The organism is Janthinobacterium sp. LPB2021202312-11-4 (genome assembly GCF_037049705.1).
GTDB lineage: Bacteria > Pseudomonadota > Gammaproteobacteria > Pseudomonadales > Pseudomonadaceae > Aquipseudomonas.
Window position 1 is genome coordinate 1 of the sequence record NZ_JBAGKV010000021.1, and the last position, 24,926, is coordinate 24,926.

General features: G+C 60.5%; 22 protein-coding genes. 18 read left to right on the top strand and 4 right to left on the bottom strand.

All coding sequences use genetic code 11. From position 1 onward, the window contains the following. A partial coding sequence (locus V5E99_RS21080; RefSeq protein ID WP_499804187.1) for a DNA/RNA non-specific endonuclease occupies window positions 1-533 on the top strand: 533 nt, incomplete at its 5' end. A gap of 27 nt (window positions 534-560) precedes the next feature. Here V5E99_RS21080 and yghU read toward each other — a convergent pair. Then, window positions 561-1,400: a glutathione-dependent disulfide-bond oxidoreductase gene (gene yghU / locus V5E99_RS21085; protein WP_499804188.1), complete on the bottom strand. Its 840-nt coding sequence runs from the start codon at window positions 1,398-1,400 to the stop codon at window positions 561-563. A 369-nt stretch (window positions 1,401-1,769) separates the two neighbouring features. Here yghU and V5E99_RS21090 point away from each other — a divergent pair, with 369 nt between their 5' ends. After that, window positions 1,770-4,163 (top strand): TonB-dependent receptor plug domain-containing protein, encoded by a 2,394-nt coding sequence (locus V5E99_RS21090; RefSeq protein WP_499804189.1) that lies wholly within the window; start codon window positions 1,770-1,772, stop codon window positions 4,161-4,163. A 26-nt stretch (window positions 4,164-4,189) separates the two neighbouring features. Here V5E99_RS21090 and V5E99_RS21095 read toward each other — a convergent pair whose 3' ends face one another. Next, window positions 4,190-4,933, bottom strand: coding sequence for a GntR family transcriptional regulator (locus V5E99_RS21095; RefSeq protein WP_499804190.1), 744 nt, complete (start codon window positions 4,931-4,933; stop codon window positions 4,190-4,192). Between the two features lie 136 nt (window positions 4,934-5,069). Here V5E99_RS21095 and V5E99_RS21100 point away from each other — a divergent pair, with 136 nt between their 5' ends. The 7 genes from V5E99_RS21100 (at window position 5,070) to V5E99_RS21130 (ending at window position 12,573) form a co-directional block, all read left to right on the top strand. Continuing rightward, entirely contained in the window at window positions 5,070-5,909 is an 840-nt protein-coding gene (locus V5E99_RS21100; protein ID WP_499804191.1) for an ABC transporter ATP-binding protein, read from the top strand. Then, complete coding sequence (locus tag V5E99_RS21105; protein ID WP_499804192.1) at window positions 5,906-6,907, top strand: ABC transporter substrate-binding protein; 1,002 nt, start codon at window positions 5,906-5,908, stop codon at window positions 6,905-6,907. Before V5E99_RS21100 ends, V5E99_RS21105 begins: the two co-directional genes overlap by 4 nt. Window positions 6,908-6,914: 7 nt before the next feature. Beyond that, window positions 6,915-7,664 carry an ABC transporter permease gene (locus V5E99_RS21110; protein ID WP_499804193.1) on the top strand — a complete coding sequence of 250 codons (750 nt, stop codon included), beginning with the start codon at window positions 6,915-6,917 and terminating at the stop codon, window positions 7,662-7,664. Between the two features lie 61 nt (window positions 7,665-7,725). After that, window positions 7,726-8,853, top strand: coding sequence for a hypothetical protein (locus tag V5E99_RS21115; protein ID WP_499804194.1), 1,128 nt, complete (start codon window positions 7,726-7,728; stop codon window positions 8,851-8,853). After that, a complete protein-coding gene (locus tag V5E99_RS21120) occupies window positions 8,789-10,099 on the top strand; it encodes a CehA/McbA family metallohydrolase domain-containing protein (protein WP_499804195.1) in 1,311 nt (436 codons plus the stop codon). The genes V5E99_RS21115 and V5E99_RS21120 overlap by 65 nt, the downstream gene beginning before the upstream one ends. 305 nt (window positions 10,100-10,404) lie before the next feature. Next, entirely contained in the window at window positions 10,405-11,763 is a 1,359-nt protein-coding gene (locus V5E99_RS21125) for an LLM class flavin-dependent oxidoreductase (RefSeq protein WP_499804196.1), read from the top strand. Continuing rightward, window positions 11,764-12,573 (top strand): NADPH-dependent oxidoreductase, encoded by an 810-nt coding sequence (locus V5E99_RS21130; protein ID WP_499804197.1) that lies wholly within the window; start codon window positions 11,764-11,766, stop codon window positions 12,571-12,573. It abuts the gene before it with no gap. A 327-nt stretch (window positions 12,574-12,900) separates the two neighbouring features. Here the strand turns inward: V5E99_RS21130 and V5E99_RS21135 are convergent, their stop codons facing one another. Together V5E99_RS21135 and V5E99_RS21140 are read right to left on the bottom strand one after the other, a co-directional pair. Next, window positions 12,901-13,245, bottom strand: a complete 345-nt coding sequence (locus tag V5E99_RS21135) for a hypothetical protein (protein ID WP_499804198.1) — start codon at window positions 13,243-13,245, stop codon at window positions 12,901-12,903. 172 nt (window positions 13,246-13,417) lie between these two features. Beyond that, entirely contained in the window at window positions 13,418-15,310 is a 1,893-nt protein-coding gene (locus V5E99_RS21140; protein WP_499804199.1) for a sigma 54-interacting transcriptional regulator, read from the bottom strand. Window positions 15,311-15,552: 242 nt separating this feature from the next. On the opposite strand from V5E99_RS21140, the gene V5E99_RS21145 reads away from it, so the two are divergent. The 9 genes from V5E99_RS21145 (at window position 15,553) to nirD (ending at window position 24,917) form a co-directional block, all read left to right on the top strand. After that, entirely contained in the window at window positions 15,553-16,035 is a 483-nt protein-coding gene (locus tag V5E99_RS21145) for an MSMEG_0572/Sll0783 family nitrogen starvation response protein (protein WP_397452632.1), read from the top strand. Window positions 16,036-16,214: 179 nt separating this feature from the next. Further along, window positions 16,215-17,192: a Nit6803 family nitrilase gene (locus V5E99_RS21150; RefSeq protein ID WP_499804200.1), complete on the top strand. Its 978-nt coding sequence runs from the start codon at window positions 16,215-16,217 to the stop codon at window positions 17,190-17,192. Further along, complete coding sequence (locus tag V5E99_RS21155) at window positions 17,179-18,261, top strand: MSMEG_0568 family radical SAM protein (RefSeq protein ID WP_499804201.1); 1,083 nt, start codon at window positions 17,179-17,181, stop codon at window positions 18,259-18,261. Before V5E99_RS21150 ends, V5E99_RS21155 begins: the two co-directional genes overlap by 14 nt. 14 nt (window positions 18,262-18,275) lie before the next feature. Further along, window positions 18,276-18,836, top strand: a complete 561-nt coding sequence (locus tag V5E99_RS21160) for an MSMEG_0567/Sll0786 family nitrogen starvation N-acetyltransferase (protein WP_499804202.1) — start codon at window positions 18,276-18,278, stop codon at window positions 18,834-18,836. Further along, a complete protein-coding gene (locus V5E99_RS21165) occupies window positions 18,829-19,851 on the top strand; it encodes a sll0787 family AIR synthase-like protein (RefSeq protein ID WP_499804203.1) in 1,023 nt (340 codons plus the stop codon). The genes V5E99_RS21160 and V5E99_RS21165 overlap by 8 nt, the downstream gene beginning before the upstream one ends. A gap of 1 nt (window position 19,852) precedes the next feature. Continuing rightward, window positions 19,853-20,188: an MSMEG_0570 family nitrogen starvation response protein gene (locus V5E99_RS21170; protein WP_499804204.1), complete on the top strand. Its 336-nt coding sequence runs from the start codon at window positions 19,853-19,855 to the stop codon at window positions 20,186-20,188. Window positions 20,189-20,238: 50 nt separating this feature from the next. Further along, window positions 20,239-21,534 carry an MSMEG_0569 family flavin-dependent oxidoreductase gene (locus V5E99_RS21175; RefSeq protein ID WP_499804205.1) on the top strand — a complete coding sequence of 432 codons (1,296 nt, stop codon included), beginning with the start codon at window positions 20,239-20,241 and terminating at the stop codon, window positions 21,532-21,534. Between the two features lie 444 nt (window positions 21,535-21,978). Next, window positions 21,979-24,540, top strand: a complete 2,562-nt coding sequence (nirB, locus tag V5E99_RS21180; RefSeq protein WP_499804206.1) for a nitrite reductase large subunit NirB — start codon at window positions 21,979-21,981, stop codon at window positions 24,538-24,540. After that, window positions 24,540-24,917, top strand: coding sequence for a nitrite reductase small subunit NirD (nirD, locus tag V5E99_RS21185; RefSeq protein ID WP_499804207.1), 378 nt, complete (start codon window positions 24,540-24,542; stop codon window positions 24,915-24,917). The genes nirB and nirD overlap by 1 nt, the downstream gene beginning before the upstream one ends. Window positions 24,918-24,926: the final 9 nt, after the last annotated feature.

A 24,926-nucleotide genomic window follows, 5' to 3' on the forward strand; every position in this document is an offset into this window, starting at 1 on the left:
ACTCAGCCCAGTTGCAGGATGCCAAAGGCGAGGAGCGCACCAACCAGTTCTACCCGGACCCACGCATCCCCAAGAGTGGGCGCGCGGAGTTGAGTGACTACCGCAGCCAACATCCAGCCGTGGACCGTGGTCATCAATCCCCGGCAGCCGACGCGCCGAGCCCCAATGCAATGGCCCAGTCCTTCGCGCTGTCGAACATGGTGCCGCAAGACCCGACCAATAACCGCAAGATCTGGAGCAAGGTCGAGTCCGACGTCAGAAAGTTTGCCAAGCGCGCCGATGGCAATGTGTTTGTCTTTACCGGCCCGCTCTTTGACGCCGACCACAACACCATCGGCGATAACAAGGTTTGGGTGCCGACGCGCCTATTCAAGCTGGTTTACGACGCATCGTCCAAGCGTGCCTGGGCCTACGTGCTGCCCAACGCCGAAACCCGCATCCAGAAGCCGATGGACTATGACGCGTTCGTGAAGAGCACCGGGCTTAACCTGCTGGGCAATCTGCCGGTCAGCGGTTCCGTCGGGCACTCTTGATCGCTTGATGGACGATGGCGGCGGTGTTCAGCCCAAATCATTCGCATCATGCCGTTCCGGTACCTGGCTCGACTCGTCGCCCCAGGTCCGGTTGACGCGCTGCCCACGGATGACCGCAGGCCGGTTGGCGATGTCCTCTGCCCAGCGCTGCACATTGGTGTATTCCTGCGCAGAAAGAAACTCGGCGGCCGAGTAGACGTTGTTGCGCACCAGTTGGCCGTACCAGGGCCAGACCGCAATATCGGCGATGGTGTAGCTGTCACCGGCCAGGTACGGGCTCTCGGCAAGGCGACGATCGAGGACATCCAGCTGACGTTTGGCTTCCATGGTGAAGCGGTTGATCGGGTACTCAAGCTTCTCCGGCGCGTAGGCGTAGAAATGCCCGAAGCCGCCACCCAAGTAGGGCGCCGCACCCATCTGCCAGAAAAGCCAGTTCAGGGTTTCGGTGCGTCCTGCCAGATCGGCGGGCAGGAAAGCTCCGAACTTTTCCGCCAGGTACAGCAGGATCGAACCGGACTCGAAAACGCGGATCGCCGGCTCTACGCTGCGGTCCACCAGGGCCGGGATTTTTGAATTCGGATTGATCTCGACAAAGCCGCTGGAGAACTGATCGCCTTCGTTGATGCGGATCAGCCAAGCGTCGTATTCGGCCCCCGTGTGCCCAAGCGCCAGCAGTTCTTCGAGCAGGATGGTGACCTTCACGCCATTGGGCGTGGCCAGCGAATAGAGCTGCAACGGGTGTTGGCCAATGGGCAACGCCTTGTCATGCGTCGGCCCGGCAGTTGGACGATTGATACTGGCGAACTGACCGCCAGACGCGGCGTCATTTTTCCAGACCTTTGCAGGGACATAGGGCGCTTTGCTCATGAGACGAACCTCCTGGTTGATTGGCAGTGATCACATAGCCTGCGGATGAAAAGTCCAGGGCCGCGATCATCCTAATCTAATGCCCCACCAATTCCTCCAGCAGTTGTTCTTTGCAGCTTTGCAAAATAGTTGAAGCCCGAATGGGGCTCGCCCTGCAGGGGCTTACAGCCGAGCAAGGTCGTAAGCGGCCTTATGCCATCGCTTATTCTTTAATGGTATTTAAATATTTATTTAATATCGCTTTAGAGTATATCGCCGGACCACTGGACTCATCCTAAATCAGATTGATGACCGCCACCGTCCGCCGCACGGATCGCTCGTCTGAGTTCCAGGCTTTTTGGCCATGGATTTAGAGCAATAGGGAGCGGTATGGGGAGCTACACACGACACCTTCTGTCCACGGCCATTATCTCGGCCAACGTATTGGGCGCGTTCTGGAGCGCTGGCGCATTGGCTGAAGAAGCCGCTGGAGATAACACCACACAAACCCGCCTCGATACGGTAATCGTCACCGGCACCCGGGCCCAGGAACGCACGGCCAGCGCCTCGCTTTCACCCATTGACGTGATTTCCGGAGACAGCTTGCGCAGTTCCGGTTCCAACGAATTGGGTACGGTGCTGGCCCGGCTGATTCCGTCGATCAACTTCCCTCGGCCCAGCCTGGTGGACGGCGCCGAACTGACCCGACCGGCGCAGTTGCGCGGATTATCGCCGGATCAGGTCCTGGTGCTGGTCAACGGCAAGCGCTGTCATACCTCGGCATTCGTCAATCTCGGCGGTGCGGTAGGGCGTGGGTCGGCGCCGGCGGATCTGAATGCGATACCGCTGTCTGCCATCGACCACGTCGAGGTCCTGCGCGATGGCGCCTCGGCGCGTTATGGGTCGGACGCCATCGCCGGGGTGATCAATATCATCCTGAAAAACGCCGACCATGGCGGTTCGATTTCGACCAAGTACGGCGAATACAAAAAGGGCGATGGCATTCAGCGCCAGGTCGCCGGCAATAGTGGTTTCGCCCTGGGGGCCAATGGCTTCCTGAACCTCTCGGCGGAAGGCGCGAACAATGATTACACCGACCGCGCCGGTGATGACTTCCGCGCGGCCAGTATCGGTTCCACGACGTACGGCCAGCATGTCTTCCGTCAGGGCGAACCCGAAACGGAGGAGGGCAAGCTTGAATTCAACTCCGAGTACAGCTTCAACGATGCGGCCGAGTTCTATACCTTTGGTGGCTACAGCAAACGCCGGGGCGAAACGGCGGCGTTTTATCGGGCCAGCAACGCCTCGAACAACAATCGGGCGATCTATCCCAACGGCTATCTGCCGCTGATCAACGGCACGCTGGAAGACACCAGCCTGGTGGTCGGGTTGCGTGGCGAACTGGTCGACAACTGGCACTACGACGTGTCGGCCAACTACGGCAAGAACTCGTATGAGTTGGGCACCAAAACCATCAACACGTCTCTGGGCTTGAACACTCCGCACTCGTTCGACAACGGCACGCTGACCAACGACCAGAAGCAACTGAGCCTGGACCTGTCCCGGGAGTTCAGCCTGGGCTGGTTGCCGTATCCGGTGTCGGTGGCCTTCGGCACCGAGTACCTGCGTCAGGGCTATCAGATCGAAGCGGGGCAGCCTGAGTCTTATTACCAGACGGGCAGTTCCGGGTTAGGCGGTTTCCGTGATTCCGATGCCGGCAGTACCTCGCGAAACAACTTTGCCCAATACCTGGACCTGGAAACCAACTTCACCGAGAAGCTGGCGGTGTCGGCGGCAGTGCGTCATGAGGACTACAGCGACTTCGGCTCCAACGTGAGCGGCTCGCTCTCGGCGCGCTACGACTTCACGCCTCAGGTCGCCTTGCGCGGCAGCGTGTCCACCGGTTTCCGGGCGCCGTCGCTGGCTCAGCAAAACTTCGCGTTTACCTCGTCGCAGTTGATCGGCAGCACCATTCAGGAGTCCGGTACCTTTCCGGCCAACAGTCAGGTGGCCAGACTATTGGGCGCAGAGGATCTGGAGGCTGAAAAGTCACGCAACTACAGCCTTGGGCTGGTGCTCGAACCGCTGGATAACCTGACCGTGACCGCTGATGTGTACCGCATCGATATCCGTGACCGTGTATCGCTGTCATCGAATCTGGTGCTCAACAACACCGCGATCAATTACCTGAAGGATAACGGTGTCGGCAACATCAACTACACCAGCGCGCGGTACTTCACCAATGCCACCGACACCAGTACCGACGGGGTGGATCTGGTTGCCAGCTATCGCTATCAACTCGATAACGGGATTCGCTGGAACAGCACCGTCGGCTACAACTACAACCACACCAAAGTGACCGACGTGAAAGCCAATCCGGCGATTCTCGATCAGCTCGGTGTCAACCTGGTGCGCGTCGATCGGCGCGAGCGCATTGGTTTGCTGGGCGACACCACGCCGCAGCACAAGCTGAGCCTGGCCAACGACTTCAACTATGGCAACTGGGCGCTGCATTCCAATCTGGTGCGGTATGGCGAGTTCACCAGTTACCAGACGGACAAAATCAACGATCAGACCTTCAGTGCCGCGTGGTTGCTGGACCTGGCCGTCGATTACAAACTGAAAAACTGGCTGTTCACCCTGGGGGGCGACAACGTCACCGACAAGTACCCGGAGAAGGTCAACGCGTATGCCTCAAGCGGTGGCAACCTGGCGTACAGCACCTTTTCGCCGTACGGCTACAGCGGCGCGTTTTACTACGGCAAGATCACCTATAACTGGTAGTTGATGAGGGGGTACAAGCGGTCGTTTTAACGGCCGCTTGTGGATTTGAACACGCCGCTGAGGACAAAGGCGTAGCGTTCCGGCCGGATGAAAAATGTCGTGCGGTCGCAGCAGCGGCCGTCGGCGAAGTACGAGGTGCGCTCCATGACCAACAACGCTGCGCCGCGTTTGATGTGCAGGGCAGTGGCCAGGCTTTTATCGGCTTCTTGCGCACGGATCGCCAAGTCGGCGCGGGTGACTGCCAGGCCGGTGATCGACTCCAGAATGGAGTAAATCGGTTGCTGCTCGACATCCGTCCACACCACGCTGGCCAGCTCGGCCGGCAAATGGCTGCGCCCGAGTGCGATGGGTTCGTCATCGACAAAGTGCAGTCGCTCCAGCAGCAGGCAATCGTCCGCCGCTTCAAACAACCCGCGCAAGGCTTCCGGCACTGGCGCTAGTGCATGGCTGATGACCCGCATGCTCGGTTTGAGCCCTTGCAGCAGCAACGCTTCATGAAAACTGCGCAACGCATCCAGGCCATGTCGAACCTGTTTCGCCGCCACGAACGTACCTTTCCCTTGCTTGCGCTCCACCACGCCGTCGTCGCTGAGCTTGCCCACCGCCAGGCGCACCGTGACGCGGCTGACTGCAAAGCGTTGGCCCAGCTCGGCTTCTGAGGGCAGTTTGCCGCTGGGTTCAAAGTCACCGCGCTGAATTTCTTCCAGCAGTCGATGGGCGATCTGTTCGTAGAGCGAGGTGGTGCTGTCGCGCAGAATGGACGTGGACACGGTCGGCTTCCATGGTCCTTGGAGTGGGGCGGTGCGCCTTCACTTCTAAGGTTATAAAAATAGGTTATTGGGACAACTTGTATTAATACGTATTATGTCAGGCGTTCCCATTGTAAACGACCTGACGACACTTGCCATGCCCAAAACCAACGCTTACGTACCGCAGCAAGCCGACGTGCTGACGGTCGATGACATCAGCTTCAGCTATCCCAACGGGCATCGCGTGTTTTCTGCTTTCAGCCTGAACGCCCGGCCCGGTGAATTCGTCGCGATCCTTGGGCCCTCCGGCTGCGGGAAAACCACGTTGCTGAACTTGTTGTCCGGTTTTCAACAACCCCAGGGCGGTCAGATCAGCATCAACCAGACAGAGGTGCGGCCAGAGCGTTCGGAACTGGGTTATGTGTTTCAGGCGCCGCAGTTGTTTCCCTGGTTGAGTGCTCTGGAAAACGTTCGCTTCGGCTTGCGGATGACTGCGCAGCTCAGCGAATCGCAGCAGCGTGCCCAAGCGTTGCAGTACCTGCGCCTGGTCGGTCTGGAAGAGGCAGCTCATCGATTGCCCCATCAGCTCTCGGGTGGAATGCAGCAGCGTATTTCCCTGGCCAGGACCCTGGCCCTTGAGCCCAGCGTGTTGCTGATGGATGAACCCTTCGCCGCGCTGGATGCCATCAGCCGCAACAGCATGAATGAAGAGACGTTGCGTATCTGGGCCGAGCTGGGTCAGACGGTGTTGTTCATTACCCACGACATCGACGAAGCGGTGTTCCTGGCGGATCGGGTGATCGTGCTCAACATCGCCCCGGGCGGTATCCACAGCGAGCTGAAGATCCATCTGCCGCGCCCTCGCACCAACCTGAAAACCCGTCGCTTGCCGGCCTTTCTCGATTACCGCAATGAGCTGATGGAGCGCATTTCCCATGTCATGGAAGTGTCCGCAGCCACCCCGCACCCAACCCGCCAACCCGAGTTAACCGCATGATCAAACGTTCGCTGCTTGCCCTTTCATTGTCTGTTGCCGCACTGGCCAGCAGCCCATTGGCCATGGCCGTCGAGGACAAACCCCTGCACGTGGGTTATGTGTTTGCCATGGCCAATGCGCCGGCGCTGATCGCCGAGAAACAGGGTTATTACCGGGAGGAAGGCTTGAATGTCGATCTCAAGGCATTGGGCGATGGCCCGGTGATCCAGCAGGCGTTGGCTGCCGGTGAACTGGACGTGGCTTATGTCGGCACGCCGCCGGTGTACCAATGGTTTTCCCGAGGCCTGCAAAGCCGGATTCTGGCCAAGGTCAATTACGGGCAAGCGGCGGTGATTGTCGACGCCAAGAGCCCGATTACCAGCCTGGATCAACTCAAGGGCAAAAAACTGGCCGGGGTCAAGAAGGGCAGTGGCATGGACGTGCTGCTGCGCGGTTATGTGCTCAAAGAAAAGGCCGGGCTCAATCCAGACAAAGACTTGGACATCATCGATATGCCCCCCGGCAACATGAACGCCGCACTGGAGCGCGGGATCGTCGACGCCGCGTTTTCCTGGGAACCCTTTGTCAGCCAGTCGTTGTTGCGCGGGTCGAGCCGGATTCTGCTCGACGTCAATCAGGCGCTGCCTGAATACCCGTGGTACGTGGTGATCGCGTTGCCCAAAACCTTGCAGGATCGCCCGGACGACGTGGTGAAGTTGCTGCGCGCACACCGCAAGGCCATCGCCTTTCTCAACGAACACCCCGACGAATCGAATCGGATCATCGCCGAGGCGTTCAAGCTCGAAGCGGTGCAAGGCGCCGACGGCAAGACCATCGCGCCCGAAACCATCGTTGCCCAGGCGCGCACCCGACTGGGGTGGTCGGCGGACTTGCAGGCTTCGGACATTCAATTCATCCAGCGCTTGATGAATTACTCCCACGACCTCGGTTTTATCGATACCACGCTCAAGACCGAGCAGATCGTGGATACCTCCTACCTGGAAAAAGCCTCGCGCTGAGTCAGTCATGTCCTTGCCAAAACCGAATTGGGGATGGGCGTCGCTGCCATTCCTGCTGTTGATCTGGATCGCCCTGGCCAGCCGATTTCCCACTTACATCCTGCCGCAGCCCTGGGATGTAGCGCGCGAAGCGTTGCGCTGGCTCAGCGACAGCTCGCTGTGGCAACACCTCAGGGCCAGTGTCCTGGAAGAGGTCGGCGGCTTCTGCGCCGCCGTGATCGTCGCGATTTTTTTGGGCACGGCCGGTGGTCTGTCGTCGCGCTTTCGCGATTTCATCTCGCCGCTCAACAGCTTGTTCATGGCGATCCCGCCGATCGCCTGGGCGCCGCTGATCATGATCATTTTCGGCCTGGGTTACGTCTCGATTGTGCTGGTGATTTTCATCGCGGCGGTGTTCCCCATGGCTGTGACCCTCCAGGAGGGCGTGCAGAGTATTCGCGGTGGCGAAGTCCGCGCCGCACGGACCTTGGGTGCCAACGCCTGGCAACTGCTGGCCCACGTCTACCTGCCGGCGTCATTGCCGTTTGTGACGGCGGCCTTACGCATCGGTTTCAGCCAGGGCTGGCGGGCATTGGTCGCGGCGGAAATGATCGGCGCGTCCCAAGGCATTGGCTGGATGGTGTCCACGGGCGGGCAGATCGGCAACAGCAGCCAGGTGTTGCTCGGCATCGTACTGATCGGCCTGATTGCCTGGCTGATGGAGAGTTTTGTGTTCCGGCGCATCGAGCGTCACTACCAGAAATGGCGCGTGCAGTGAGCATCGCCACGTGTCTTTTTGTCTGTTCAAACCTTCAGTGGACCACTGCACGAGGTGTCATGTGAGTAACGTTTTCGATCCCCGCGAAGCCGGGCATTACATCGCCCCCCAAGGCCTCTACGAACGCAACAAGAAACGCCCGTTCCTCGGTAGCATCGACTGTGACCGAGACACGTTGATTGCCGGTCAATGGGATGAAATCACCCTGGTCTACGAGGTCGGTGGCAGCGGTTTGGCTGACGGCGCGTGGTTGAAACTGGCCTTCAAGTTCTACTCCGACTGGGCGCTGTTCCAGACCTCGAATCCGGCCGGGCCCAACTATGTCAGCGCCGAATATCAGGCAGGCGAGCTAGTCCCCGGTCAGAGTCAGGCCACGGTGCAGCACTTGAAGGTGCGCTTCGACCAGAAGGGGCATGAGCGGCCGTTTCAGAAAGCGATCATCATCGACATCGTCGACGGTTACCTGAATCCCGGCGACAAAATCACCCTTCGCCTGGGTGATCGTCGTCAGGGCGGTGCCGGCACGCGGGTGCAGAGTTTCGTTGAGAAAGACTTCCGCTTCCGTCTGTTTATCGACCCGTTGGGCAGCTCGAAATTTGCTGAAGTGCCGGGCGATCCCTTGCTGAACATCGTGCCGGGACCGGCGCAGAGTGTGCAGGTGATTGTGCCTAGGCTGGTCAGTGCGGGAGAGGCGTTTGACGTTCTGCTCAGGGTGGATGATGCCTGGGGCAACACCTGTCGCAACTTGCCGCTCAACGGTGTCCTGACCCTCGTTGATCCCGAAGGGGGTGAGCGCCAACAACCCTTCACCCTGGCGGCGCAAGGTTGGGCCACGGCCCGGCTCGAAGGTTTCGATCTCGGTGCGGTGGGCGAGTGGCGATTGTTGGCGGACGTGGAGGCGCCTTTCGTTCGTGGCGCCCAGGCCTTTGTTACGGTCGATCCGGCGGGGACGGCATTGCGTCCGCTGTATGCGGACCTGCATGTGCACTCCGATGACACCGTGGGCACCAACGACACCTTGTACAACCTCAGCTATGGCCGCGATGTCGCCGGCCTCGATGTCCTCGGTTACACCGCCAATGATTTCAATATCACCGAGCAACGCTGGGATCAGGCGGTCAATCGTGATTCACGAACTCAACGAACCGGGTCGCTTTGTGTGTTATCCCGGCACCGAATGGTGCGGTAACTCCTGCGCCGGCGGCGACCGCAATGTGGTGTTCCTGCACGATCGGAAACCCGAGTTTCCGTTCGACAATCAGGGGCGTTTGGTGCGTTCCTTTGAATGGAACGAGTTCACCGCCGGCACCATCAAACCCGGCGCCTGGCCGGTGGACGAGTTGTACGCCGCGTATGCCAAGGACCCCGAAGGCCACCTGATGATGCCTCATGTCGGTGGGCGCCGTTGCAACCTCGACTGGCATCACCCGGAGCTGGAACGGTTGATCGAAGTCGGCTCGGCCTGGGGCCAATTCCATTGGGTCTACGCCGAAGCGCTTCAGCGCGGTTATCGCGTCGGTGCCGCCGCCAACAGCGATGAGCATCAGGGCCGTTGCGGTGGCGGGGTACCGGCCACGGCGGTGTTTGGCTCTCGTGGCGGGCTGACCGGTGTGGTCGCTGAGACGTTCGACCGCGCCAGTGTCGGCAAGGCACTTCGTGCTCGTCGCACCTTCGCCACCACCGGTGAGCGTTCGTTTGCCAGCCTGCGCCAGGGCCAGCACTTTATGGGGGAAGTCTTCAGCGCCGATTCGAATGCCACGCTGGACTATCGACTGCTGGGCGAGTCGGGCTGGGAGCAGGTCGATCTGTTCGATGGCGACAAGCTGATCTGGTCACGCAACCTGCATCAGGAGTTGGGGTTTTCCGCCCAGCGCATTCGTCTGCGCCTCGGTGGCGCGCGGATCAAGGACCGTTATCGCGGCGCCTACTGGACCGGTGAAATTCGCGTCACGGGGGCCGCCATCAATGGCTTTCGCGCGTTGGGCCTGGATCATCCCGAGCAAACCGTCTGGCGCAAGGATGCGACGGTGCTGGCCTTTCGCACCGACACCAACGGCGACACCGACAGCATCGAGATCGACCTGTCGCAATTGGCCGGCGCGACGTTGCAGATCCACAGCCGCATCGACAACTACATCAAGGTCGGCGATCCGTCGGAACCGCAGCCTTACGTACACGCGCCGACCGTGCTGATGGAACTGTCCGGTGAAGAGCTGCTGGCGCAGTCCCAAGTGGTCGAAGAGTTACCGGGCGCCGAGTTGAAAGTCTCACTTGAACGAACGACCGCTGCGCCGCTGCCGCGCGAGCTGCAAGGGCAGATCGAGCTGGCCCGGCTCAACCTGCAACCGGGTCGCGAGCATCCGTTGTTCATTTGTGCGCGCCAGCGGGACCAGTCCAGAGTCTGGACCTCGGCGTTGTTCCTGACGCTTGCCTGAGGTCACGGCGTCGAGTTCTTCATGGCAGCTCGACGCCGTGAACATGGGGGGAGCGGGCTTGCTCGCGAAGGCGATGTGTCAGTCAACATCAAGTGTCGGTTGACACATCGCCTTCGCGAGCAAGCCCGCTCCCACATGGGAGTATTCGTACGGATTTGTATGCGGTATGGGAATAATAAAAAACGCCATGATCATTAGTTTTCATAATTAGGATAGATCAACAAAGCATTTCACAAGCGTATTTCCAACGCATAAGGTCATCCTCCACAGGCTAGCTGTGCTGCCATCTCCGGGGGAATATCCAGATGTCCACTTCACCACGACAACTCAAATTCGGCGCGATCCTCACTGGCGTCGGTACCGCTCAGAATGAATGGCTGCACCCGGAAATACCCGGTGATGCGAGCATCGATATCGACTGGTACCGCCAGCAGGCACAACAGGCCGAGGCGGCGAAGTTTGACTTGATCTTCATTGTCGACAGCCCTTACATCACCCCGGAATCGGCCCCGCATTTTCTCAATCGCCTGGAACCGCTTACGCTGTTGTCCGCCGTCGCGGGGGCGACGTCGAAGATCGGTCTGGTCGCCACCCTGACGACGTCCTATACCGAACCGTTCAACGTCGCTCGGCAATTTGCCTCGCTGGATTTGATCAGTGGCGGGCGGGCCGGTTGGAATGTGGTCACCACAGGGCTTGAAGGGGCCGCGGGGAACTTCGGGCGCGAGCAGCACATTGATCACACCGAGCGCTATCGCCGGGCCGGCGAGCACCTGCAAGTGGTGCAAGGGTTGTGGGACTCCTACGAAGACGACGCCTTTGTGCGCGACAAGCAAAGCGGAGTCTTCCTCGACCCGCAACGTCAACATCGCCTCGATCACCAGGGCGAATTCTTTTCGGTTACCGGGCCGCTAAACATCGCCCGTTCGCCCCAAGGCCAGCCCGTAATCTTCCAGGCCGGGATTTCCGAATCCGGGCGCAACCTGGCGGCGAACTTCGCCGAAGGAATCTTCGCCGGCGTGGACAATTTCGAGGATGCCCGAGCCTACTACGCCGACATCAAACAACGCACTGCCGCCGCCGGACGCAACCCCGATCACGTCACCATCCTGCCGGGTATCGCGCCGATCATTGCCGACACCGACGAACAGGCCCAGGCCATCGACCGCGAACGCCACGGTGAGCTGGACTTGCATAAGGCGCTGGTGCAATTGGGGCGCCCGTTCAACTACCACGACTTTACCCAATACCCGCTCGACGAACCGTTCCCGGAGCTGGGGGATCTGGGCAGCAATGGTTATCGCGGTCATGCCGAGCACATCAAGCACGTCGCGCGTGATCAAGGCTTGACGCTGCGCCAGACGGCCTTGCGCTTTGCCGCACCGTTTTCGAATTTTGTCGGCTCGCCGAAGACCGTTGCCGACGAGATCGAGCGCTGGTTTGTCGAAGGGGCCGTCGATGGTTTCAACATCCGCGTAGGGGCGCCGGGGGAGTTTGCCCGCTTCACCGACGAAGTCCTGCCGCTGCTGCGTGAGCGCGGCTTGTTCCGCAGCGAGTACAGCCACAGCACCTTGCGGGGGCACCTGGGCTTGCCGGTGCCGGTCAATCGCCACAGCGCCGCGCGTGTTGCGCAAACAGAAACCTTGCAAGCGGTGGGTGCCTGAATGTCTTCGTCCTTGAATCATCGCTACCGCCACGGCGAGTGGCCGCAAGGCGCGCCATGGAATGAAATCATCGAGTCGCTCGTGCAGCACCGCAGTGTGCGCAGCTATCTGGATAAGCCACTGCCGGAAGGGACGTTGAGCACCTTAGTGGCGGCTGCGCAATCGGCGGCCACCTCGTCCAATCTGCAAGCCTGGAGCCTGGTGGCAATCGAGGACCCGGCACGCAAGGCACGCCTGGCCGAACTCGCCGGGAACCAGGCGCATATCCGTCAGGCACCGCTGTTCCTGGTGTGGCTGGCGGATCTGTCGCGGATCGAACGCCAGGCCGAACGGCGCGACATCGACCTGGGTGCGCCGGCCTACCTCGATAGCCTGCTGGTCAGCAGCATCGACGCGGCGCTGGCGGCGCAAAATGCCGTGGTGGCGCTGGAATCCCTGGGGTTGGGCAGTGTGTACATCGGTGCCCTGCGCAATAACCTCGCGGCCGTCATCGACGAACTGCAACTGCCACCGCTGGTGTTTCCGGTCTTTGGCTTGTGTGTCGGCTATGCCGATCCGGCACACCCGAGCGCCGTTAAACCGCGACTGCCGCAACAGGTCGTGCTGCACCGCGAGACTTACGGGCAGCCGGTGGAGCAGCAGTTGATCGAAGACTACGACCAGCACATCGCTGCCTTCTATCGCGAGCAGGGACTCAGCACGCCCAGTTGGTCGCAGCAGGCCGTCGAACGCCTGCGCAGCATCAAGACATTGAACGGGCGTGAACATATCAGCGCAGTGCTCAAGGGGCAGCGCTTCGAACAGAAATGATGCGGTGGCCGGGTCATCTCGGTTTCCCGCCGGCACGTGCATAACCGGCAAGGATGATTATCGGAAACAGGCTAAATAATCGGTGATTCAGTTCTGGATAAGGCCATTGGCTTGAAGCCTTTGGCCTCATTCAAAAAACGTTCGATCAAGGGGTTCACCGCTTGCGGATTTTCCAGCGCGGCGAGGTGCGCGGTGCGCTCGATCACCACAAATTAGAAGAGAGGGTCTTCAGGCGCAAACCCTACACTTGCGAGTCAGGAAATAGCGTTATAGGGCGCAATCATGGTCTGTGATGATTTGTGAAGAGGCGGTCCCCGGCCAAGATGATTATTCGGCGACGAGACGCGAGCCTTTCTGGGTCACCTGCTGGCCGACGGTGAAGCGCGCATTGGGGGAGCGCACAGTGCTGCGCTCTCCCTGGCTGTTTTCTATTTCATAGGCGGTGCCGCTCAATCCGGAGACTTTCTGTACTGAGCTCCCGATAAAAAAACCGACGCCAGCGCCCGCCAGTGCACCCAAAGGGCCGCCAGCGGCGCCGGCCATCATGCCGGTCAGTGCGCCGTAACCTTTGCCGGCGGTGGTTTCCGGTACTTCTCGAATGACTTGGTCCGCCATGGTGAAGGCGGGGTAGAGCAAGCACAAAGACAGGCAGAGAGGGATCGAGCTTCGCATGTTGATTCCTGGAGGTCATTGATTGGTCTCTAGGTCTTTCATGAAACATGCCAATAATTAAATCTCTAAAAATCAATGTATTAAAGATGTAGTTGTCAAATTGACCTAAATCAGTAGTAGTCGTTATGACGTCATAGCGTAGTCATAATGACTTTGGTTTTCTTTCCGTGATCTACATTTCAAACCGTTTGAGTCGGGACGCCAATGTGGTGGGTTTCATGCCCAGCAGTTCTGCCGCACCGCCCTTGCCAAAGAGCTTTCCTTTTGCCGCGGTAAGCGCGGCTTGCATGTTGCTGCGCTCAAGGTCGCGGATTTGCGCGTCGGTCAAAATGGTCTGGCTGTCGGCATTCGGTAGCGTGCTGGTTGGCGTGGCCGCCTCATCCGGTAAATCCAGATTCAGATCGACGCCAATCGAGGTGATCAATGCGCGCTCGATGACGTTCTGCAACTCGCGAATATTCCCCGGCCACGAATAGCGTTGCAGGCGCTCGATATCGCTGTTGCGCAGGCGTCTGCCAGGCATGTTCAGGCGCTTGCCGGTCTGTTTGAGAAAGTGCGCGGCCAGCGGCGCAATATCGATCGGCCGTTCGCGCAGTGCCGGTGACTGGATGGGGAACACGTTGAGCCGGAAATACAGGTCTTCACGGAAGTTTTTCGCCGCGACTTCCTGGCGCAGATCCCGGTTGGTCGCGGCGATAATCCGCACATCGACTTTGCGCGTGCGCTCTTCACCGACCCGCTCAAACTGGCCTTCCTGCAAGACACGCAGCAGTTTGCTTTGCAGTTCCAAAGGGATTTCGCCGATTTCGTCGAGAAACAGCGTGCCACCGTCCGCCAGCTCAAAGCGTCCGACGCGATCCCTTACGGCTCCGGTAAAGGCACCGCGAATGTGCCCGAAGAACTCGCTCTCGAACAGCTCAGCGGGGATCGCGGCGCAATTGACCCGGATCAGCGGGCTGGCATTGCGGCGGCTGGCCTGATGGATCGCGCGCGCAATCAGCTCCTTGCCGGTGCCTGATTCACCGTTGATCAGCACGCTGGCATCAGTGGGGGCGACCACGTCGATCTGCTTGATGATTTTTTTGATCGGTTCGCTCTGGCCGACGATCTCGCGGAAGTTGTGCTCGATGTGAATCTCTTCCTGCAAATAGGCGTTTTGCTCTTCGAGCCGGTCCTTGAGCACCTTGAGTTCTTCCAGGGCACTTTGCAGCTGGTTTTCGGTGCTACGCCGCTCGGTGATGTCGCGAAAGACCACCACGGCGCCGACGATGCGGCCATCGGAAATCACCGGGGTGCTGGTGAATTCCACGGGAAAGGAACTGCCGTCACGGCGCCAGAACACCTCCTGGCGGCCCTCGTGCACCACGCCGTCGCGCACGGCTTTGTAGATCGGGCATTCTTCCACCGGGTAGTGACTGCCATCGGCGTGGGTGTGGTGGTGAATGCGATGGATGTTCTTGCCGATCATGTCCTGGGGTTCCCAGCCCAGCATCCGCGCGCCGGCCGGATTGACGAACGTGGCCAGGCCTTCGCTGTTGATGCTGTAGATGCCGTCGCCCACGGAGCTGAGCAGCAACTGGTTATCGCGCTCGCTTTCCTGGAACAGGTTGAGAATGTTACGCCACTCGATCAGCCCGCCACGCATGGTGCGCTCGGTGTGAGCCTGGTCGCGCTGATATTTCTCGTGACTCAGTTCGCGCAGCACCAGAATCAGTTGCTGTTCACCCTTGATCTGTAGCGTCGTGGCGGAAATTTCCAGCTCGATGCGTTCGCCGCTCTTGCAGTTGCAGCTCAGTTCTTCGGTCCAGCCGCGCCCTTTGTCCAGCACTGCCTGAGTGAACACGATCAGATCGGCCAGTTGATGGCCGAACAGCTTGCTCACCGGCAATTCCAGCAGCTCCTGGCGTGGGTAGCCGAGCAGCTTGCAGGCAGCGATATTCAGATCGATCAGCCGATCAGAAAACGGATTGAGCAGGGCGATGGCTTCGGCGCAATGCTCGAACACCATGTGCCGCGACGAATACGCCAGATCGGCCCAACCGCTGAGAGAGTCTGTTTCAGTCATGACTACGAAATCTCGTGATTTGCCGCTACGAATATTCGTATTTCTACGGGAATCCGTGATTCGCCGATAGCATCAGATACGCCTTAAAAAACCGGTTCAGATGGGTATATCCAACAAAATCAATAGTTTGAGTGTGTATTAAATTCCGTTTAATTTTCTGGCACGGCGTTCGCTCTATCTCCTGCAACCCGGCAGCCAACACAGGCTGACGTTCAAGCACGAAGAAACTGGAGAGCGACACTATGCCTACCGTGGACATCCCCCATTACAAAGACGGCGACTTCCTGGTCAATTACGAAGAGAAAGTCTTCGAGGACGTCAAAGCCGAGCCCGGCGAAAAAGTCTTGATCACCTTCCATACCATCGCCTTCGAGGGTTCCATCGGCCTGGTCAACATGCTTCAGGCCAAGCGCCTGCTGCGCAAAGGCTTTGAAACCAAAATCCTGCTGTACGGGCCAGGTGTGCAACTGGGTGTGCAGCGCGGTTTCCCGACCCTGGGTGCCGAAGCGTTTCCCGGTCATCTGGCAGTGAACAAGCAAATCATTCAATTCATGGAAGAGGGCGGTGAGGTCTACGCCTGCCGCTTCGCCCTGCAAGCCCTGTACGGCCAGACCGAAAAAGCCCTGATCGAAGGCATTCGCCCGATCAACCCGCTGGACGTGATGGACCTGCGCCTGCTGATGCGCCGTGAAGGCGCGATGATCATCGATACCTGGACGGCCTGATAGCCTTCGGCATTGTCGAAATGCCGATGGGTTGAACACTGCCCTTGTGGGAGCGGGCTTGCTCGCGAAGAGGGAGTGTCAGGCGACATCTCTGCCGTATGACACACCGCCTTCGCGAGCAAGCCCGCTCCCACAGGACCCCGTCGATCTTGCGAACACTACTGACTTCAGGACCGCTCATGCCCATCATTCGCGCAGCCGCCGTACAACTCAGCCCGGTGCTTTACAGCCGCGAAGGCACCGTGGACAAGGTCTGCCAGCAGATCATCGCCCTCGGCCGACAAGGCGTTCAATTCGCCGTGTTCCCGGAAACAGTGGTGCCTTACTACCCGTATTTTTCATTTGTGCAGCCGGCCTTCGCCATGGGTGCACAACACCTGAAGTTGCTCGACCAATCCGTCACGGTGCCGTCCGCCGCCACCCTGGCAATCGGCGAGGCCTGCAAACAAGCGGGCATGGTCGTCTCCATCGGCGTCAATGAGCGCGATGGCGGCACGATCTACAACGCCCAATTACTGTTCGATGCCGACGGCAGCCTGATTCAGCATCGGCGCAAAATCACCCCGACCTACCACGAGCGCATGGTGTGGGGGCAGGGCGATGGTTCCGGTCTGCGCGCCATCGACAGCGCGGTCGGGCGTATCGGCTCGCTGGCGTGCTGGGAGCACTACAACCCGCTGGCTCGCTACGCCTTGATGGCGGACGGCGAACAGATCCACGCCGCCATGTTTCCGGGCTCCCTGGTGGGCGACATTTTCGCCGAGCAGATCGAAGTCACCATCCGCCATCACGCGCTGGAATCCGGCTGCTTCGTGGTCAACGCCACCGCGTGGCTGGATGCCGATCAGCAAGGCCAGATCATGCAGGACACCGGCTGCGGCCTCGGCCCGATCTCCGGCGGCTGCTTCAGCGCCATCGTCACGCCGGAAGGCAAGTTGCTCGGCGAGCCACTGCGTTCGGGCGAAGGTGTGGTGATCGCCGACCTTGATCTGGCACTGATCGATAAACGCAAACGGATGATGGATTCGGTCGGGCATTACAGCCGTCCGGAACTGCTCAGCCTGTTGATCGACCGCACACCCACCGCCCACGTGCATGAACGCAGCCCGCACCTGGCGGCGATTGCCTCCGAGGAGTTCGATCATGCAAACCAATGAATTGCTGGCCGAACTGCAATGCCACGGCGTGCGCTGGCCCGCTGCGCAAAACGGCTTGTCCCGGCAGGGGGGCGCCGGGCCGTCGGACCACAAGGCGCTGAGTTTCGGCAGCCGGACCATGATGGTGCCGATCCTCAATCAGGCCTCGCAGGATTCACCGTATCAAGCGCAACCCAGCGCCGATGGCAGCCAGACGTTGATCTTTCGCGAAGGCTTGCAGGTCGGCCAGGTGCAGATGCCCGGTGTGCCGAAGTTCTACGGCTTGAGCACCGCCGACGGGATTCCCTATTGGAAAATCGCCACGCTGCACAGTAGTGATGTGCTCGCGACTACTGTTTTACAACACTGCATTCGCTTCAATGATCGCGGCAGCTCCTGCCAGTTTTGCGCCATCGGCCAGTCGCTGGCGGCAGGTAAAACCATCGCCCGCAAGCGTCCGCAGCAATTGGCGGAAGTGGCCAAAGCCGCAGTCGAGCTCGATGGCGTCAAGCACATGGTGATGACCACCGGCACCCCGCAAACCCCGGACCGTGGCGCGGCGATTTTGTGTGAGTCCGCCGCCGCAGTGACCGCAGCGGTCGCTCTGCCGATTCAGGCGCAATGCGAGCCGCCGGACGATGATCGCTGGTTCCAGCGCCTGGCCGACAGCGGCGTGGTGTCGCTGGGCATGCACTTGGAAGCGGTCACCGATGAAGTGCGCCAGCGGATCATGCCGGGCAAGGCCGAAGTGCCACTGAGCCGCTATTTCGAGGCGTTCAGCGCGGCGGTCGAGGTCTTCGGTCGGGGTCAGGTCAGCACCTACATCCTCGCCGGCCTGGGCGACAGCGAAGCGGCGATCAGCGAGATGAGCGAGCGGTTATGCGCGCTGGGTGTGTACCCGTTCGTGGTGCCGTTCGTACCCATCGACGGCACGCCGTTGGCCCATCACCCCAAACCCGACAGCGCGATGATGGCCCGCTTGTACCCGCAGATCGGCGCGAGCCTGCGTCGTCACGGTTTGCACTCGGATCAGATCAATGCCGGCTGCGCCAAATGCGGCGCGTGCTCGGCCCTGAAAAGCTACGAATAAGCCGGAGAAGCGCCATGTCTAATCTCGCCTTTGCTTTGGTCGACAGCACGTTTGAACCGTTCCGTGCCGGTGAGCTGTTGGTCAAGCCCGCCAGCGAACACTGGGAGAAACAGGCCTATTTCGCCTTGCGCCGCTCGGTGTTTTCCGACGAGCAACAACTGCTGGTGCAGGACAAGGACCGCCATGATTTCCAGGCGATTGCCATTGTCGCCCTGTCCGGCAATTGCGGGATGGCCGATCAGGTGGTCGGCGCGGTGCGCATCTATCAGCCGGAGCCGGGGCTGTGGTTCGGCGGGCGGTTGTGCGTGGCCCCGGCGTATCGGCGGCACAGCATGATCGGCAAGGCGCTGGTCAACGAAGCGGTGTCGCGGGCCAAGGAACTGGGCTGCGAGGTGTTTCGCGCCACGGTGCAGGCGCAGAATGAAAGCTATTTCCATGGTTTGCATTGGCGAACCCTCGAACACTTGGCGTTGCTCGGCCAGCCCCATTGTTTGATGCAGGCGGATTTGCCGAGCTACCCGTTGATGCCGCGCCAGGTGTCATTGCGTGCGCTGAAGGCGGCTCGCCATGACTGATCTGACGGCTCTGCTCGACAGATTGCGCAGCACCCCGGCGATGCGCTCGAAACAGGCGATCCAGCAACCCGCCGCCGTTATCGGCAGCACACAACGATCACTGACCCGTGAACAGCTTTACGCCTTGCCCGGGGATGACACGGCGGCGATTGCCTGTGGCGATCATTTTCAGTTGCTGGCCATCGAAGGCATGTTGCCGGCCTTCGTCGAAGCGGCACCGTGGTTTGCCGGGTGGTCAGCGGTCATGGCCAATGTCAGCGACATCACCGCCATGGGCGGTCGCGCGACGGCGGTGGTCAACGCCTATTGGCATCACGACAACACCGCCGCGCAACAACTGTTGGCGGGCATCCGCGACGCGTGCGAAGCCTATGGCTTGGTGCTGGCCGGCGGACACACCAGCCTCACGGCGGGTAACCCGGCGGCGCTGGCCGTAGCGATTACCGGCATTGCGCAAACATTGCTTTCGACCCTGCATGTTGCGCCCGGTCAGGTCATCGCCATGGCGGTGGACCTTGAAGGCGCCTGGCATGCCGACAGCACCTATTGGAAAGCCTTCGAAGGCGTTCCGGCCGAGCGCTTGCGCAGCAAGCTCGACGTGCTGCCGCGCCTGGCCGAAGCCCGGCTGTTGCACGGGGCCAAAGACATCAGCAATGCCGGGGTCCTCGGCAGTTTGTTGATGCTGCTGGAAACCACCGGGTGCGGCGCCTCCATCGATTTGGCGGCGCTGCCGTGTCCGCCGGACGCCGATCTTGCGCGCTGGCTGCAGGTGTTCCCCAGCTACGGCTTTTTGATGACCCTCAATGAGCAGGACTGGCCACAGGTACAAACCGCGTTTGCCTTTGAAGGCTTGCGGTGTGAACGCATCGGCCAGGTTAACGCCAGCGGCGCGATGAGCGTTCAGCTCGGCGAACAACGCGGCGAATTCTGGAACCTGCGCACGCAGCCGTTCACCGGTTTTGGCTACTCCCATCTGGATCTGACCCCTTTAAACCTGAATCAACAGGAGCACTGACATGCCCGCCGTCAATTTCAAAATCCGCTGGCCCAATGGCAAGGAAGCGACCGGCTATTCGCCCTCGACCGTGATTTACCAATACCTGGAGGAGGGCGCCAGTTACCCGCTGACGGACTTTCTGCTGCGCATCGAAAGCGCACTGAACAACGCCTCGGAACGGGTCAAGCAGGTCAAGGGCTTCTATTGCAGCTCGGCGATGGACACCTTGAGTTCGCTCAAGGGCCAGGCCAGCTATCTCGTCGAGCCCGATCACGCGATCGGGCATGTGGAGGTTCTGGCCATGCGCACCGAAGGCGCCGGCCAGGTGATCGGTGCGGGCTGGAGTTCATTCTGATTCATCGATTTTCCCTTAACCCTTTTCGTTACCGAGTACCGGAGCGCGTCATGACCAGCCACCTCACATCCATCAAACCCGCCCACCACAGCGTGATCGTCGTCGGCGGCGGTCAGGCCGGGCTATCGGCCAGCTATTACTTGCAACAGGAGGGCGTCGATCACCTGGTGCTGGAAAAGCACAGCGTGACCCACGCCTGGCGTAATCAGCGCTGGGATGCTTTCAGCCTGGTGACGCCCAACTGGCAGTGCGCATTGCCGGGCTACACCTACACCGAGGACTTCAAGGGCACTGACCCACACGGCTTTATGAAGAAGGATGAGATCAACGAGTACCTGGCCGGCTTCGTCAAATCGGTGAATGCGCCGGTCCGTGAAGGCGTCGCCGTGCAACGGGTGGTTCCTCGCGCCGTGGGTGGCTTCGAGGTGCACACCTCCAAAGGTGAGTTCACCGCCGATCAGGTGATTGTCGCGTCGGGCGGTTATCACACGCCGATCATCCCGCGCCTGGCCGAGCGTTTGCCGGCAAGCATTCACCAGCTCCACTCCGAGCAATACCGCAATCCCCAAGCATTGCCCACCGGCAATGTGCTGGTGGTCGGTTCCGGTCAGTCGGGTGCGCAAATCGCCGAAGATCTGCACCTGGCCGGTCGCAAGGTCTATCTGGCAGTTGGTGACGCACCGCGTTGCGCGCGTTTTTACCGGGGCCGGGACGTGGTCGACTGGCTGGCGGAAATGGGCTACTACGACATCGGCGTCGACACCCATCCGCTGCGTGAAGGCGTGCGCGACAACACCAATCACTACGTCACGGGGCGCGATGGTGGGCGGGACATCGACCTGCGCAACTTCGCTCGTGAAGGCATGCAGTTGTTCGGTCGTCTTGACGGGTTGCAGGGCACTCGCTTGCAGTTTGCGAACAACCTGGCGGAAAACCTCGACAGCGCCGACGCGGTCTATAACCGGATCAATGGCTCGATCGACAAGTACATCGAGCAGCACTCGATCGATGCGCCGCCCGGCGAGCGTTATCAGCCGAGCTGGACGCCCGAGCAAGAGCGCAGCGAGCTGGACCTTGAGGCCGAAGGCATCACCAGCATCATCTGGTGCATCGGCTTCAGCCCGGACTTCACTTGGGTCGAGGCCCCAGTCTTCAACGGTCGCGGCCATCCCGGGCACAAGCGCGGGGTCACGGCGCAGCCTGGGTTGTACTTCCTCGGATTGCCATGGTTATACACCTGGGGGTCTGGACGTTTCTCCGGAGTGGCCCAGGATGCCCGGTACCTGGTGGATCAAATGGTGGCGTCGCACATTCAGCCCAAGCTGCATTCCGGCCAGAAAGCCTGACGCCGAGCGGCTGGAAAATTGGCTGCGGGGGCAAGGCAGGTCGACGCGTCGTGCACTCTTATAAAGCCCCGGCGCCGCGACTTGCACTAACCCAAGGCAAACAGCGGCGCCGATTTCATCGGTCCGGAGCATTCGAATCTTCAGCCATAACCGCCAATCCAGGGTGTGCGGCCCAGTAAAACGGCGCTGCGAGCCCCGGTAGCGGGGCCGCTCATGAATCACTGGCACAAACACTGCATAGACCCCACCAAGGCCCGCCATTAACGCAATAGAAGGGCCGCCCAACCGGTCAACGACGATCAGGTCATGGGCAACATCGGTGGATCAGGCATAGACGTCTGGTTTCGACACCGCAAAAGAACAGGCAAAGACGCCTGGAACCGCAAGGTTTCAGGCGTTTTTTTTTGCTTTTTGAACCGTGATTGGCTGTGAATGGGTGCCTCTATGAATTCCAATGTTGCCGCGTTGAACAAACTGCAAACGCTGATCGTGATCGGCAATGGCATGGTCGGACATCATTGTGTCGAGCAACTGATCGAGCGCGGAGCGCTGGAGCACTATCGGCTGCACGTCTTCAGCGAAGAGCCGATGCGTGCCTACGACCGTGTGCACCTTTCCGAATACTTCACCGGTCGCGACGCCGAGTCGCTGGCGCTGTCCGAGGCGTCGCTGTACCAGACGCCCGGTGTCACCTTGCATTTGGGCGTGCCGGTGCTGGAAATCGACCGGGTTCGGCGCGAAGTGATTACCGCGCAAGGGTGTGTCGGCTACGACAAATTGGTCCTGGCCACCGGTTCCTACCCGTTTGTGCCGCCAATTGAAGGTGCCGAGGGCGATTCGCGGCTGGTGTACCGCACCCTTGAAGACCTTGACGCGATCCGTGCCGCAGCGGCCAACGCCCGGCGTGGCGTGGTGGTGGGCGGTGGCTTGCTCGGCCTTGAAGCCGCCAATGCGCTGAAAAGCCTGGGGCTGGAAGCACATGTGGTGGAGTTCGCGCCGCGCTTGATGCCGGTGCAACTGGATGACCTCGGCGGGTTTGCGCTCAAGACCCAGATCGAACGGCTGGGCGTGGGTGTGCACCTGTCCCGCGCCACTCAATCGATCAGCCCGGGCGAGCAGTACCGCTACCGGATGAATTTTGCCAATGACGAATTCCTTGAAACCGACCTGATCGTGTTCTCCGCCGGTATCCGTGCCCAGGATGCGCTGGCCCGGCAAAGTGCCTTGGAGATCGGTCCGCGCGGCGGTGTCGTGGTGGACGGCCAGTGCCTGACCAGCGACCCGAATATCTACGCCATCGGCGAGTGTGCGTCCTGGAATGGCAGCGTGTTTGGCCTGGTCGCGCCGGGTTACCAGATGGCCCGTGGCGTCGCCGCCCAGTTGTGCAACGAGGTGGCCGAGCCCTTCATTGGCGCGGACATGTCGACCAAACTCAAACTGCTGGGGGTCGATGTCGGTTCTATCGGCGATGCCCACGCCCATACGCCGGGCGCCCGCAGCTATCAGTTTATCGACGAGGCCAGCGCCAGTTACCGGCGCCTGGTGGTGGATGCCAGTGGCAAGCACGTGCTCGGCGCGGTGCTGGTCGGGGACAACAGTTACTACGACACGCTGCTGCAATACATGCAGAACGCGATTGCGTTGCCGTCGGAGCCGGCCAGCCTGATTCTGCCGTCGTCCGAAGGCGCACCGACCCTCGGCCCGGGCGCGTTGCCCGAATCGGCGACGGTCTGCTCCTGCCACAACGTCACCAAAGGCTCGATCTGCTCGGCCATCGATGGCGGCTGCACCGACCTCGGCCTGCTCAAGGCGCAAACCAAGGCCTGCACCGGTTGCGGCGGTTGCGCCGGCCTGCTCAAGCAAGTCTTCGAGCATGAACTGATTGCCCGTGGCGTCAGTGTCGACAAGAGCCTGTGCGAACACTTCGCCTACACCCGCCAGGAACTCTATGCCTTGGTGCGGGTAGAAGGGTTGATCACCTTCGAAGAACTGCTGGCCAAGCACGGCCGTGGCCATACCGGTTGCGACGTGTGCAAGCCGGCGGTGGGCTCGATCCTCGCCTCGTGCTGGAACCAGCCGATCATGGACACCTCACTGGTGCCGTTGCAGGACACCAACGACACCTTCATGGCCAACATGCAGAAAAACGGCACGTACTCCGTGGTACCGCGCATCCCCGGCGGCGAGATCACCGCTGACAAACTGATCGCGATTGGCGTGGTGGCGAAGAAATACGACCTCTACACCAAAATCACCGGCGGCCAGCGTATCGACCTGTTTGGCGCACAGTTGCATGAGTTGCCGGACATCTGGAGCGAGCTGATCGAGGCCGGCTTCGAAACCGGCCACGCCTACGGCAAATCGACGCGCACGGTGAAGTCCTGCGTTGGCAGCACCTGGTGCCGTTACGGCGTGCAGGACAGCGTGAAAATGGCCCTGCTGATCGAGGACCGTTACAAGGGCCTGCGTTCGCCACACAAACTCAAATTCGCGGTGTCCGGTTGCGCCCGTGAATGCGCCGAAGCCCAGAGCAAGGACGTGGGCGTGATCGCCACCGAGAAAGGCTGGAACCTGTACATCGCCGGCAACGGCGGCATGCGTCCGCGTCACGCCGAGTTGTTCGCCACCGACCTGGACGATGAAACCCTGATCCGCTACATCGACCGCTTCCTGATGTTCTACATCCGCACCGCCGACAAATTGCAGCGCACCTCAGTCTGGCGCGAAAGCCTGGAGGGCGGTCTGGATTACCTGACCGAGGTGATCATCAACGACAGCCTCGGCCTGGGAGACGAACTCGAAGCGCAGATGCAGCTCGTGGTCGATCGCTACGAATGCGAGTGGGCCAACGCCCTCAAAGACCCGGAAAAACTCAAGCGCTTCCGCACTTTCGTCAACGATAAACGCCCGGACCCGGACATCCACTTTGTCCAGGAGCGCGGTCAACGGCGCCCGATCATGGCCGCCGAACTCAACCTGATTCCCGTCACCGAGGAGATTGCCTGATGAGCCAGACCACTACCCGACGCATTGCAACCCTGGAAACCGCCCGGGCCTGGACAACGGTGTGCCAGCAACAGGACCTGGTGAGCAACTCCGGTGTCGTCGTCTGGCACGACGGCGCCCAGGTGGCGCTGTTCTACCTGCCAGGCGCCGAGGGCAAGACCCTCTACGCGATTGACAACCATGACCCGCAATCCGGGGCGAATGTGATCGGCCGTGGTTTGGTGGGGAGCATCAAGGGCGATCTGGTGGTGGCGTCACCGATCTACAAGCAACATTTCCGTCTGGAGGACGGCAGTTGCCTGGAGTACCCGCAACAACGTCTGCGGGTCTGGCCGGTGCGCTTGAACGAGGGCGTTGTGGAAGTCGGATCGGACTGAGAGGGCGGC